16 protein-coding genes are annotated in these 12472 nt (G+C 63.1%); 11 read left to right on the top strand and 5 right to left on the bottom strand.

Translation table 11 applies throughout. The annotated features are described in order from the left end of the window. The first annotated feature begins 4 nt into the window (after positions 1-4). The 4 genes from SM765_RS05955 to plsY are packed head-to-tail and all read left to right on the top strand — an operon-like array spanning position 5 to position 2847. Positions 5-538: a hypothetical protein gene (locus SM765_RS05955; protein ID WP_368981475.1), complete on the top strand. Its 534-nt coding sequence runs from the start codon at positions 5-7 to the stop codon at positions 536-538. A 1-nt stretch (position 539) separates the two neighbouring features. After that, a complete protein-coding gene (locus tag SM765_RS05950; RefSeq protein WP_274837532.1) occupies positions 540-935 on the top strand; it encodes a hypothetical protein in 396 nt (131 codons plus the stop codon). Further along, positions 932-2242, top strand: a complete 1311-nt coding sequence (pyrC, locus tag SM765_RS05945) for a dihydroorotase (RefSeq protein ID WP_274837531.1) — start codon at positions 932-934, stop codon at positions 2240-2242. The genes SM765_RS05950 and pyrC overlap by 4 nt, the downstream gene beginning before the upstream one ends. After that, positions 2242-2847, top strand: coding sequence for a glycerol-3-phosphate 1-O-acyltransferase PlsY (gene plsY / locus SM765_RS05940; protein ID WP_274837530.1), 606 nt, complete (start codon positions 2242-2244; stop codon positions 2845-2847). Before pyrC ends, plsY begins: the two co-directional genes overlap by 1 nt. A 25-nt stretch (positions 2848-2872) precedes the next feature. Here plsY and SM765_RS05935 read toward each other — a convergent pair whose 3' ends face one another. Continuing rightward, on the bottom strand, positions 2873-3589 hold the full coding sequence (locus tag SM765_RS05935) for a GGDEF domain-containing protein (protein WP_274827559.1): 717 nt from the start codon (positions 3587-3589) through the stop codon (positions 2873-2875). Positions 3590-3986: 397 nt separating this feature from the next. Between SM765_RS05935 and SM765_RS05930 the strand changes: the two genes are divergently transcribed. The 6 genes from SM765_RS05930 to SM765_RS05905 all read left to right on the top strand — a co-directional run bounded on the left by SM765_RS05930 (position 3987) and on the right by SM765_RS05905 (position 7896). Next, positions 3987-4463: a YHS domain-containing (seleno)protein gene (locus SM765_RS05930; RefSeq protein WP_065272451.1), complete on the top strand. Its 477-nt coding sequence runs from the start codon at positions 3987-3989 to the stop codon at positions 4461-4463. Between the two features lie 138 nt (positions 4464-4601). Continuing rightward, positions 4602-5135: a GbsR/MarR family transcriptional regulator gene (locus tag SM765_RS05925; protein ID WP_065272450.1), complete on the top strand. Its 534-nt coding sequence runs from the start codon at positions 4602-4604 to the stop codon at positions 5133-5135. A 35-nt stretch (positions 5136-5170) separates the two neighbouring features. Beyond that, entirely contained in the window at positions 5171-5605 is a 435-nt protein-coding gene (locus SM765_RS05920; protein WP_274837529.1) for a hypothetical protein, read from the top strand. Positions 5606-5622: 17 nt separating this feature from the next. After that, positions 5623-5991: a hypothetical protein gene (locus SM765_RS05915; RefSeq protein ID WP_274837528.1), complete on the top strand. Its 369-nt coding sequence runs from the start codon at positions 5623-5625 to the stop codon at positions 5989-5991. Positions 5992-6106: 115 nt separating this feature from the next. Next, positions 6107-7432, top strand: a complete 1326-nt coding sequence (locus SM765_RS05910; RefSeq protein WP_274837527.1) for an SDR family oxidoreductase — start codon at positions 6107-6109, stop codon at positions 7430-7432. Further along, positions 7429-7896, top strand: coding sequence for a DUF2269 family protein (locus SM765_RS05905; protein WP_274831454.1), 468 nt, complete (start codon positions 7429-7431; stop codon positions 7894-7896). The genes SM765_RS05910 and SM765_RS05905 overlap by 4 nt, the downstream gene beginning before the upstream one ends. A 20-nt stretch (positions 7897-7916) precedes the next feature. Here the strand turns inward: SM765_RS05905 and SM765_RS05900 are convergent, their stop codons facing one another. From SM765_RS05900 to SM765_RS05885, 4 genes are all read right to left on the bottom strand, one after another. Next, entirely contained in the window at positions 7917-9287 is a 1371-nt protein-coding gene (locus tag SM765_RS05900; RefSeq protein ID WP_274834658.1) for a glutamate--cysteine ligase, read from the bottom strand. A gap of 67 nt (positions 9288-9354) precedes the next feature. Further along, positions 9355-9882, bottom strand: a complete 528-nt coding sequence (locus SM765_RS05895) for a hypothetical protein (RefSeq protein WP_065272447.1) — start codon at positions 9880-9882, stop codon at positions 9355-9357. Beyond that, entirely contained in the window at positions 9879-10712 is an 834-nt protein-coding gene (locus SM765_RS05890) for a GNAT family N-acetyltransferase (protein ID WP_274834659.1), read from the bottom strand. The genes SM765_RS05895 and SM765_RS05890 overlap by 4 nt, the downstream gene beginning before the upstream one ends. Position 10713: 1 nt before the next feature. Beyond that, entirely contained in the window at positions 10714-11496 is a 783-nt protein-coding gene (locus tag SM765_RS05885; RefSeq protein WP_274834660.1) for a 16S rRNA (uracil(1498)-N(3))-methyltransferase, read from the bottom strand. A 12-nt stretch (positions 11497-11508) separates the two neighbouring features. Between SM765_RS05885 and ubiA the strand changes: the two genes are divergently transcribed. Next, positions 11509-12471 (top strand): 4-hydroxybenzoate octaprenyltransferase, encoded by a 963-nt coding sequence (gene ubiA / locus SM765_RS05880; protein WP_274834661.1) that lies wholly within the window; start codon positions 11509-11511, stop codon positions 12469-12471. The last annotated feature ends 1 nt before the right edge of the window (position 12472 follow it).

Below are 12472 nucleotides of genomic sequence, written 5' to 3'. Positions count from 1 at the left end.
CCCGGTGGAGGGTGTCATTCATATCCCTGCGGGCGAACACGGCGTGATCCGCCTGTTCCAGCTCGACATGCGCCCCGAACAGGCCGTCTTTCTGCGCGAGCCCGGCGCACTGGCGCAGGTGCTGGGGATTGATGCGCTGGATATGGAACAGGTCGAGATCTTCCCGGTCAGCGACCTCGAAGAGCTTGGTCTGACAGGCTACCTGACCGAAGGCATGGGCGTTCCGGAAGAGCAGATCGCCCCGGACCGGGAGCGCCTTGCCGCGCTCGAAGGACATGTCATGGTGATCCGCTCGCGCGCCTCTGGCGGACGCGAGATGCGCCTGACGCCCGCCGAGCAGATCCAGCCCGTCGCCACCTACGGCACGCCCGGCACCAGCTGGAGTGGCGCCCCGATTGAGACCGAAAGCGCCAAACCCTATTCAGCGCCGAAGCTGGCCCCGCGCAAAGCGCGCGCCGAGGCCCGCCGCATTGGCGCCACGCTTTTTGCGGTGGTGATGGGGTTGGTCGGGCTCGTACTTTATCTGCTGGTGCGCTGACATGGAGCAGGGCACCGGCGACATCAGCTTCACCCCCGACCGCAGCGCCTATATCCGCGCCCACGCCTGGATGGCGGCCTTTGCCATGGCGGCGGGCATGGGGCTCCTCTGGGCAGCAGGCAATCCGCATATCTGGACCGGCGCCATCGGCGGGCTTGCTGCCATCGCCCTGCGCGGCTGGTATCTGGCGAGCGAGGAAATGGCCGTCGTCTGGCGCGTCGCCAATGGCGTTCTGACCGGCCCCGGCGAACGCCGCGTGCCGCTGGGTGAGATCGAGACCGCCCGGTCGATGGGCAGCTATGTCCAGATCATCACCAGGGGCGGTGACAAGCACCTTATCAAGTATCAGGCCGATCCGGCCGCCACCCTCTCAGCCATCGAAAGAGCCCGCGCATGACCACTCTGTTCATCAATGCCCGACTGATCGACCCCGAGGCCGGAACGGATGCGCCGGGGGCTGTGCTTGTCGCGGACGGTCAGATTACCGAAATCCTGCCCGAGGGTACGCAGGCAGAGCACCTGTTTCGCGCGCGAAACATTGACCCGGCAGAGGCCGAAGTGGTCGATTGCGGTGGTAAATGCCTCGCCCCCGGTATCGTCGATATTGGCGTGAAGGTCTGCGAGCCGGGTGAGCGGCACAAGGAAAGCTACAAGACCGCCGGCCTTGCGGCGGCGGCGGGGGGTGTCACCACCATGATCACCCGCCCGGACACCAATCCCGCAATCGACAGTCCCGAAACGCTGGAGTTCGTCACCCGCCGCGCCCAGGCCGACACGCCGGTCAACGTGCTGCCCATGGCCGCCCTCACCAAGGGGCGCGAAGGGCGCGAAATGACCGAGATCGGTTTTCTGCTGGATGCGGGCGCCGTCGCCTTTTCCGACTGCGATCACGTGGTGGCCAATACCAAGGTGTTTTCCCGCGCGCTGGCCTATGCCAAGAGCTGCGGCGCGCTGGTGATCGCCCACCCGCAGGAACCGGTGCTGAGCTCGGGCGCCGCCGCCAGCAGCAGCAAATTCGCCACCCTCCGCGGCTTGCCTGCGGTCTCCCCGATGGCGGAGCGCATGGGGCTGGACCGGGATATCGCACTCTTGGAGATGACCGGCGCGCGCTATCACGCCGACCAGATCACCACCGCCCGCGCCCTGCCCGCATTGGAGCGAGCCAAGGCAAACGGGCTGGACATCACGGCGGGCACCTCGATCCACCACCTGACACTGAATGAGCTCGACGTGGCCGACTACCGCACCTTCTTCAAGGTGAAACCGCCGCTGCGCGCGGAAGAGGACCGGCTGGCGGTGATCGAAGCGGTGCGCAGCGGGCTGATCGACACGATTTCCTCGATGCACACGCCGCAAGATGAGGAAAGCAAACGCCTGCCGTTTGAAGAAGCCGCTGCCGGCGCCGTGGCATTGGAGACTCTGCTGCCCGCAGCCCTGCGCCTGTATCATGCCGAGCAACTGGATCTGCCGACCCTGTTCCGGGCGATGTCCCTGAACCCGGCAAAACGGCTGGGTCTGGCTTGCGGACGCCTCACTGCCGGGGCACCTGCGGACTTGATCCTGTTCGATGCGGATGTGCCTTTTGTGCTGGACCGCTTTACGCTGAAATCGAAATCGCAGAATACCCCCTTTGACGGCCAGCGGATGCAGGGCAGAGTGCTGGCAACCTATGTGGCCGGCGCGCCCGTTTTCCGGAGAGACTGATGCCTGCATTCGACACCCCGTTCCTGATGATGCTGCTCTGGGCCCTTGTGGGTTACGGGCTGGGGTCAATTCCCTTTGGTCTGGTGCTGACACGGCTGATGGGCCTTGGCAACCTGCGGGACATCGGATCGGGCAATATCGGCACCACCAATGTGCTGCGCACCGGATCAAAACTGGCGGCCTTGCTGACGCTGCTCCTGGATGGCGGCAAGGGCGCGGTCGCAGTCATTCTGGCGCGGATGCTGGCTGGAGAGGACGCGGCGCAACTGGCCGGTCTTGCGGCCTTCCTCGGCCATTGTTTCCCGGTCTGGCTGGGCTTCAAGGGTGGCAAGGGCGTTGCGACTTTCCTAGGCCTGATGCTGGCCCTGGCCTGGCCGGTGGGCGTTGCTGCCTGCCTGACGTGGCTGGCAGGCGCTGCGATCACCCGCATGTCATCGGCTTCGGCGCTCCTATCAGCGCTGGCCGCCCCGGTTTGGGCGCTGCTGCTGGGTGTGCCGCAGATCGTGACGCTGACCATTGCCCTGACCGTGATCGTTTTCTGGCGCCATTCGGAAAACATCGCCCGCCTGCGCGCCGGAACCGAACCGAAAATCGGCCAGAAATAACTCCGGCGCACCCGGCGCACCCGGCCTATGTGGCCAGCGGCAGCGGCGCCCCAACGCGATTGCGACCTTGACGCTTGGCCAGATAAAGCGCCTCATCTGCGCGCCGCAGCACCTCCTCCACCGGGTTGCGGCCATCGGCATAGCCAAGCCCGATGGAAATCGTGCAGTTCAGCTCTTTGTCCAGCACCTTGACGGTCTGCCGCTCAACCGCCTGCCGGATGTCCTCGGCGCGCTGCATGGCATCATCAAGATCCTTTTGCGGCAGGCAGACCACGAATTCCTCGCCGCCATAGCGCGCCGCCAGCCCGTCCTGCTTCACGTGTTCTTCAATCACCGCGGCGACGCGACGGATCACCTCATCCCCCACAAGGTGGCCATAGGTATCGTTCACCTGCTTGAACAGGTCGATATCCAGCATCAGGAAACTGCCCCGTAAATCCCCCTGCATCTCATGCATCTGCCGCATAAAATGACTGCGGCTAAGCAGGTTGGTCATCTGGTCATGGGCCAGAAGATGCTCCAGCTGTTTGTTAAGCTGGTGGATCTCAAGCGAGCGGTTGGCCGACATCAGGCAGGCAGGCGGTGCGATCAGCAGCGGCCCCAGAATCGAAGCCCGAAGCATATCGGTCGACAGCCCATCCCCCAGCAACAGCCATGTCAACAGAACCGAAAGGCAAACGGCCATGCCGGTAATGCCCACGACATATTTCCATTTGTCGGCCTCGGAGCGAATTTTAAACATGATGACTCTTGATCGGATGTGCGGTCCGGTTCCTAGCATGCAATGGTTAAAGCTCCCTGCCGCGCAAAAGCAGTTTTAACCATTCTTTTGCGTCAGCCCCTGTTCATCCGGTCAGGCTCCCTGTCCTTTGTTCGCAATGCGCTGGTGCGGCGCAACATTCGACACTGCAACCGCAGGCGCCGTCCCCCCATCACAGAAAACACGCAGCCTTGTGATGTGCAGTTCTGAACACCCAAAAGTGCCACCAAGCGCAGTCACTATGAGTTGTTTTGAACGTGAGCGCCTCTGCCTCCACATGGGTGCTGTGACAGCCGCAAAGGGTTGCACGCAGACTATCGACCCAAGGGCCGACACATGGTGCATTTCGCCATCGGCCCGCATTCCAAAGGATGGAACCATGAACAAATTCAAGACTATTGTGAGCGGTGTCGCGCTGTCCGTTGCACTGGCGACTTCGGCGATGGCAGCAGGCGTGGAACTGAACGCGTCCTCGACCGGCCTGGCCCTGCAAGGCTACGACCCGGTTGCATATTTCACCGTTGGTGAGCCGACCCCCGGCAACTGGAAAATCACCGCGCTGCACAACGACGCTCTGTATCGCTTTGCTTCCGAAGAAAACAAAGTTGCATTTGAAAAGAACCCTGAAGCCTACCTGCCCGAGTACGGCGGATACTGCGCATTCGGCGCGGCCATGGGCTTCAAATTCGACGGCGACCCGACCCTGTGGAAAATCGTTGACGACAAACTGTACCTGAACCTGGCAACCGACATCCAGGAGCGCTGGGAAGGTGACGTCGCAGGCTTCATCGAAAAAGCCGACGCTAACTGGGGCGACATCGAGCACAAAGATCCGGTTGAGCTGCAGAACCAGTAAGGTTCCCACACCTTAGCAAAAGCGACCTCACTCACGGACGCTTTACCCGGCGGCAGGATTCTCCTGCCGCCGGTTTTTTCTTGACTCGACTCGCAATCCAGTTATTTCTGCAATTACAGAAATTCCAGGACCACTCGAATGAACCTCACCCCGGCCATGCAGAACTTCATCCTCCACTGGGGGGAAATGGGCTCCAAATGGGGCGTGAACCGGTCTGTTGCGCAGATCCACGCGCTCTTGCATATCTCGCCCGATGCGCTGACCGCCGAGGAAATTTGCGACACGCTGAACCTTGCCCGTTCCAACGTGTCCAACGGGCTAAAGGAACTACAGTCACAAGGGCTGGTCAAATCCTCCCGCCAGCTGGGCGACCGACGCGATCATTTCACCTCGATCCGCGACATGTTCGATCTGGTGGATGCCGTGATCGCCGCCCGCCGTGAACGCGAGTTCGCCCCTACCTTACGCGCCCTTGAAGAGGTCATGGCCGAGGCCGAAGAGGACAACACCCCCAAGGTCATCAAGGCGCGCATGGGCGAGACCCTGCGCGTGATGCAGATGTTTGATGACTGGTACATGGACTTTTCCCGCCTGCCCCGCGCGGTGCATCTGGCGGTGCTGAAGATGGGATCGAAACTGGTGCGCTTCCTGCCCGGCGGTAAATCCGACTAGACCTGCCCAAAAAATTTTACCTGGAGATTTCACAAATGACAGAAATAACTGATAGGATAAAAAATACTGAGCCCGAAGTCGTGGCAAAGCGCCACCTGGTGGACCCCGTTGCCTTCGCCCTCGCCGTCGTCGGCGGGCCGCTGCTGGTTGGATTGATAGGAGCACCGACTCTGATCAGCCCCTTCGCCACCCTTATCGGCGGACCAGTTTATGTTCTGGCCGGAACACCAATAATGCTGGCCTACCTGGCCATGCGCGACTCCACTCCGGAAGCATGGGCAGGGCTGGCATTTCTTACCAACCTCATTCTGTTTGGGATCATTCTACAACTGCCTGACATGTCCCGTTCCACACAAAGCTGGGATGGCATGCGCTTGGTTTGGGGAAGTCTCTTTGCCCCTATCTGGGGCTGGATTAGCGGCTGCATTTACGCCTCTCTCAAACGTGATTTCTACAAACAACCCCTTTGAATCGAAAGGACACCACCATGCTGTTTCAAATCGCAACCTACCTCGCCCTCGCCCTTCTCATGGTCACCGCGATGACCCTGATGATCCTCAAAATTTCCAGCATCTTAGGCGACTGCCCGCAATCGGGCCGTGCCGCGCAGGCGGCAGGCGTCACCATCGCAACCGGCTATGCCATGATCGCCCTCGGGGGCATCGGGCTGATCGGCGCCGCGATGCCGGTGCTTGACCTAGGTGTCTGGGGCCTGTTGCCCGCGCTCGGCTTTGCAGCGATCTGCCTTGGTCTCGGCTTCGCCCACGCCGTCGCCACCCTGCGCGCCGTGGTCCGCGAGGCGGTTAACCCACCTGCTACAGTGCCCACAGGCAAACCGGTCACCAGCGCCGCCTGAGCGCAGGTCCCAGAAAGCGGGGCGTCTCAGCGGCGCCCCCTTCCCCAACCGGTCCCCTTCCCCAAACGCCCCCTGCCCCCAACCGCCCCCAGGCACCGCCAAATCGAGGTTTCTCATGATCCCCGACCACAAAGACACCTCCCCCCGCCCCAAGGCGCTGGTCCTTGGTGGATACGGGCTGATCGGTTCCGCAACCATGCGCGCGCTTTCGCAAGCGGGGTTTCACACCATCGGCCTTGGGCGGTCGCGCACTGCCGCGCAGGCATCGGACAGGCAGGCCGACTGGATCATCCGCGACATCCCTGCCATTTCTGTCAGCGAGTGGAAAACGATCCTGGCGGACGTTGATGTTGTGGTGAACGCTGCGGGCGCCCTCCAGGATGGCGGCCGCGACGATCTTAAAGCCATTCATGTCACGGCGATAACTACCCTTCTCGCGGCCCTTGAAGGCGCGGATATCCGCTTGATCCAGATCTCTGCCACAGGCGCCCACCCCGAGGCCAGCACCCGGTTCTTCCGCACCAAGGCGCGGGGCGATGCGCTGATCGCGGCACGCTATCACAACTGGGTCATCCTGCGCCCTACGCTTGTCTTGGCACCCGAGGCCTATGGCGGCACCGCGCTGCTGCGCGCAGCGGCGGCGCTGCCCGCCGTGACCCCCCGTCTCTTCCCCAAGACCCAGATCCAGACGGTCCATATCGACGATCTGACCCAAGCCATCTGCATGGCCGCCCGTTCCGAGGTGCCCGCTGGCACCCTTGCGGATCTCACCGAAGAGGAGAGCCGCAGCTTCCCCGAACTGCTGCAAGCCATGCGGAGCTGGCTGGGATACCCGCCCGCGCGCTGGTCCTTGCCCCTTGATCAACGCATTCTCAAACCCATTGGCGCCGTTGCGGATCTTCTGGGGCACCTCGGCTGGCGCGCGCCGCTGCGCAGTACCGCCCTTAGCGCCTTGCAAGACGGAATAGCTGGCGATCCACAGAACTGGACAGCCGCCGGAGGTTCCCCCTGCCGATCCCTCACAGCAACGCTGCGCAGTATCCCGGCCACGCGGCAGGACAGGATTTTTGCCCGCGCGTATCTCGCTCTGCCGCTGGCCATTGCGGTGCTTGCGCTGTTCTGGACCCTGTCCGGCCTGATCGCACTGGCTGACCTCGCTGGCACTGCGGCAGTGCTGAGTGGTCGCGCCATACCGCATGGCTTGGCGGTGCCAATCGTCGTGGGCGGCGCTGCGGTGGACATCTGTTTGGGCCTTGCCATCCTCTGGCGGCGCTGGACCAGACCCGCCGCCCTGTCCATGATTTCCCTCTCTGCCCTTTACCTCTTGGGCAGCGCCCTCGTCGCCCCAGATCTGTGGGGCGATCCATTGGGGCCGATGGTCAAGGTCCTGCCAAGCATGGCGCTGGCCGTCATGGTCTGGCTGCTGATGGAGGAAAGATGACCTACGATCTTCTTCTTATCCTGCATGTGATCGGTGCAACCGTCCTTCTTGGCACCGGCGCTGGCATTGCCTTCTTCATGCTGATCTCGAACCGCAGCCGTGATCCGGCGCTGATCGCCCATGTCTCGGGCATCGTGGTGCTGGCCGATGGGATCTTCACCGCAACCGCCGCAATCCTGCAACCCATCACTGGATACTTGCTGACGCAACAGGCCGGGTGGCCCCTGACCGAGGGTTGGGTCGTCCTGTCGCTCGGCCTTTATGTGCTGGTCGGCTGTTTTTGGCTGCCGGTGGTCTGGATCCAGATCCGGCTGCGCGATCTGGCCCGCGCCGCCTATGTTGTAGGCAGGCCCTTGCCCGCACGCTACCACCAGCTTTTTCGCTGGTGGTACGCTTGTGGCTGGCCCGCCTTTGCAGCGGTTTTGGGAATTCTCTGGCTTATGCTCACCAAACCGGTGCTATGACCGGATGCAACGCTGCAGGATCAGTAGCTGTATTCGGCGTAGATCCGGGTCAGATCGCCGTTCCAGTCGCCGTGGTAATGCTCCAGCAGCTCATCTGCCGGGACCTTGCCGCTGTCGATGCTTTCCTTCAGAGCGTTGAGGAAATGCGTCTCGTCAGGGACCATGCCACCAGCGCCGGGACGGGCGCGCGCCTTGAGGCCTGCCTCGGAAATCTCCAGCACCTGACGCGCCAGATCGTGCATCTTGATGTCTCCGACCTCGGCCTGCAGCGCCTGTTCCGCCGCGCCAACACGCAGGGCCTCGCGGGTTTCCGCATCCCAGCCCTTGACCAGATCCCAGGCCGCATCGAGGCTGTTTTGGTCATACATCAGCCCCACCCAGAAGGCCGGCAGCGCACAGAGCCTGCGCCAGGGGCCGCCATCGGCGCCGCGCATCTCCATGTATTTCTTGATCCGCGCCTCGGGGAAGGCGGTGGTCAGGTGGTCAGCCCAATCGCTGAGCGTCGGGGTTTCACCGGGCAGCGCGGGCAGTTTGCCATTGAGGAAGTCGCGGAAGGACTGGCCCAGCGCGTTGATATATTCACCATCGCGGTAGACGAAATACATCGGCACATCGAGCGCATACTCCACGTAGCGTTCAAATCCCATGCCCTCTTCAAAGACGAAGGGCAGCATGCCGGTGCGCGCATCGTCGAGATGGCGCCAGATCTTGCTGCGCCAGGACTTGTGGCCGTTGGGTTTACCTTCGAAGAAAGGCGAATTGGCAAACAGCGCAGTGGCCACCGGCTGCAACGCCAGGGCGACGCGCAGTTTCTGCACCATGTCGGCCTCAGAGGCGAAATCAAGGTTCACCTGCACCGTGGTGGTGCGGCGCATCATGTCCCGGCCCATGGTGCCGACCTTGGCCATGTAATCGTTCATCAGCCGGTAGCGCCCCTTGGGCATCAGCGGCATCTCGTCATGCGTCCAGATCGGAGCAGCGCCAAGGCCGATGAAGCCGACGCCAATCTTGTCGGCGATTTCCTTCACCTCGCGCAGGTGGACGTTTACCTCGTCGCAGGTCTCGTGAATGGTTTCCAGAGGCGCGCCCGAAAGCTCCAGCGCCCCGCCGGGTTCAAGGCTGACGTTGGCGCCATCCTTGGTCAGGCCAATGAGGTTGCCGCCTTCGGTGACGGGCGACCAGCCATAGCGGTCGCGCAGCCCTTCCAGCACCGCTTGGATCGAGCGTTGACCAGCATAATGCAGCGGTTTCAGCGTATCCTTGCAATAGCCGAACTTCTCGTGCTCGGTGCCGATGCGCCAATCGGCGCTCGGTTTACAGCCGGAGGCCAGGTATTCGGCCATCTGTTCGTGGCGTTCGATCGGTCCGCCGCCGGACTGGGGAATGGACATGCCGGGCACTCCGTCCTGTTGTTTCGCTGTTTTCGGCGGTCAGAAGTGGGGCCAAACGACGCCGGTGTCAATGCAGCCTTTGGTGGGTGGGTCGGCTTGGGATGCGCTCCCAGATCACGACCTGGTGAGCACCGGCCTTGCGCAGCTCGGCCAGCATCCTTTCCGTGCGCAGCCCCGGAAGGCTGGCAAAGACGTCAAACAGTGCCTCGTGACCTTCGGCGTTGACCGGGATCGCCAGCGGCGGCTGCCCCGGCTGCTCCAGCACCCAATGGGGCGGTTTCGCTGTATGATCCAGCCGCAGCCGTTCGATTTCAGAGGCCGCAACGGCGCCACCTGTGAGAGGGCCGAAATAGGCGATCTGCCCTTCGTCCACCTGGACCACACCCGGCCCGCCTGCGCCCAGCCGGAAGCGCAACCGCTGCGCGCCTACCACGGCCAGAACCAGCCCGACCGCGATCAGCGCCCAGCCGGTCATGGCGGTAAATCCATAGGAGGTGAAAGCCCATTTCAGCCCCACCAGCAGCATCAGCGCCGCGACGATCAGCTCGCGCCAGCGCCACAGGCTGGCCTGTGCTTCGGGTCGGATGAAACTCATGGCACCTCCTGTTCCGGGGCAAAAAGCACCAGAGAAAATGATCCAGCGGGCCGGAACCCGATTGCCTCATAGGCGCGCTCTGCTGCCGGGCTGGCGGCGAACAACACGGCCCGCTGCGCCCCGGCCTTGCGGGCCTCGTCCAGATGCAGGGCGACGGCAAGGCGGGCCAACCCCCTGCCCCGCAAACCCGGCGGCGTATAGACGCCACCGATCTGCACCACCTCCGGTATCTGGGCATTGAACCCTGTCATGGCAACCGGCTGGCCTGCAATAACAAGAACCCGGTGACTGTCATGATCGAGGTAACCGGCGATATCCTGCGCCGCCTGTTCTTCACTGACATCCGCCCCAGTTGCCAAGACTTCGCGATGATAGGCCGCCCGCCAGTCCAGCACCAGATCGCGCGGCGCCGCGGCCAGCGGAATCAGCGCCGCCTGTTCGGCCTTCGGTATTTCCAGCTGGTCAAGGTCAAGGGAGAACCCCGACTCGTCTTCATCCAGCCGGGTCGGGCGGGAGACAAGATCGCTGGCGGCGAGAAAGGCGCGCAGCTGTGCGGTGTTTCCGGCGCAGCCCACGATGCTGCGTCCCGCCAACAGCACCGATGCAGCCTGCCAGTCTTCGGCGCGCGCGTGGGGCGCCTGCATCAGCACCATACCCGCCTCTGTCAGACCAAAGACGCCCGAGTGGTCATCCTGCACCCAAAGATCCGTCGCCTGTCCATTGCCGGGATCCTGCAGGTTGCCCAGAAGGAACATCGAGCTTTGCAGATGCTGGCGCAGCAGGCGCTCTACCGGCGGAATGTCAGCCGCGCGGGCGGCGCGCCAGACCATGTTACCAATCCCCGAGACTTTGCTGCCACAGGGTCATTGCCGCCACCGCTGCGGTGTCGGCGCGCAGGATCCGCGGGCCAAGACTGACCACATGGGCCTGCTGCATCCCGTGCAGACGCTTACGCTCAGCCTCAGAGAAACCGCCTTCGGGACCGATGAGGATGGCCCAAGACCCTGGCTGAGAGACTTCGCCCGGACGATAGGCCGGGCAGCGTCCGCCCGCCCCCGGACGGCCGCCACCCTCGACGCGATCCAGAAACAGCCTCTGCCCCACCTCGGCCTCGTCGCAGAACATCAACTGACGCTCCTGCGGCCAGTGATCCAGCAGGCGCGAGAGTTTCTGCAGATCCGTCACCTCGGGAACGAAGGTACCACCGCATTGCTCGGCAGCCTCCACCGCGTGGGCCTGCAGCCGGTCCTGACGGATGCGCTCAGAATTGGTGAATTCGGTCTGCACCGGCATGATCCGCGCCGCGCCCATCTCGGCGGCTTTTTCGACGATAAAATCGGTGCGCGCCTTTTTGATCGGGGCAAAAATCAGCCACAGGTCTGGCGGCATCTGCAAGGGGCGCGTCTGCTCAAGACAGCTCAAAACCCCGCCGCGTTTGCCCGCTTCGGCCACCTCGGCCAGCCATTCTCCATCGCGCCCGTTGAACAGGGCCACCTTGGCGCCGACAGCCTGCCGCATCACCCCAAAGAGGTAATGCGCCTGATCCCGGTCCAAAGGAATGGTTTGCCCTGCCCCCAAGGGGTGCTCTACATACAGTCTGATCTTCGCACTCATGAGGTCCTACATATGCAAGGGCAATCGCCAACACCAGATGGTCAGGTCGCAGATGCGGTCAAGGGGAATTGGGTGGACACCCACGCGCCCGCCTGGTCGCGCCCCTATCTGCGGCTGAGCCGCGCAGACCGCCCGATCGGCACATGGCTGTTGCTGATCCCCTGCTGGTGGGGTCTGGCGCTGGCCATCCTCTGGGATGACACCCCGGTCTGGCAGGACGCCTGGATCTTTGTCGCCTGTGGGCTTGGGGCCTGGCTGATGCGCGGCGCGGGCTGCACCTGGAACGACATCACCGACCGCAACTTTGACGGCGCGGTCGAGCGCACCCGGTCGCGCCCGATCCCCTCGGGTCAAGTCTCGGTGCGGGGCGCGGTGACTTGGATGTGCGCGCAGGCGCTTGTGGCCTTTGGCATCCTGATGACCTTCAACTGGGCTGCCATCGGCATGGGCGTGCTGGCGCTGCTGCCGGTTGCCGTCTACCCCTTTGCCAAACGCTTCACCTGGTGGCCGCAGATTTTCCTTGGGCTGGCCTTCAACTGGGGCGCCATGCTGGCCTGGGTGGCGCATACCGGATCGCTGGCCTGGCCGCCGGTCATCCTCTATCTGGCGGGGATTGCCTGGACGCTGTTTTATGACACCATCTATGCGCATCAGGACACCGAGGACGACGCGCTGATCGGCGTCAAATCCACCGCCCGCCTGTTTGGCGACAACAGCCCCAGCTGGCTGCGCCGCTTCATCGTGGCAACGGTGGGCCTGATGGCCCTTGCCGTGGTGCTGGCCGCACATGTCGATGCCAACCTGCTGACCCTGCTGATTGCGCTTGCCGGTCCCTGGGCTATGGGCTGGCACATGACATGGCAATTGCGCGTATTTGATCCCGACAACAACCCACGCCTGTTGAAGCTGTTCCGGCTCAACCGCGATACCGGCTTGATTCCGCTGATCTTCTTTGCCGTGGCCACTTTCGTGTGAT

It is taken from the genome of Pseudophaeobacter sp. 1A09344, from assembly GCF_041008745.1.
Taxonomy (GTDB): domain Bacteria; phylum Pseudomonadota; class Alphaproteobacteria; order Rhodobacterales; family Rhodobacteraceae; genus Phycobacter; species Phycobacter gallaeciensis_A.
Note: the sequence above shows the minus strand (reverse complement) of the source record. Positions and strands in the feature narration are given on the sequence as shown.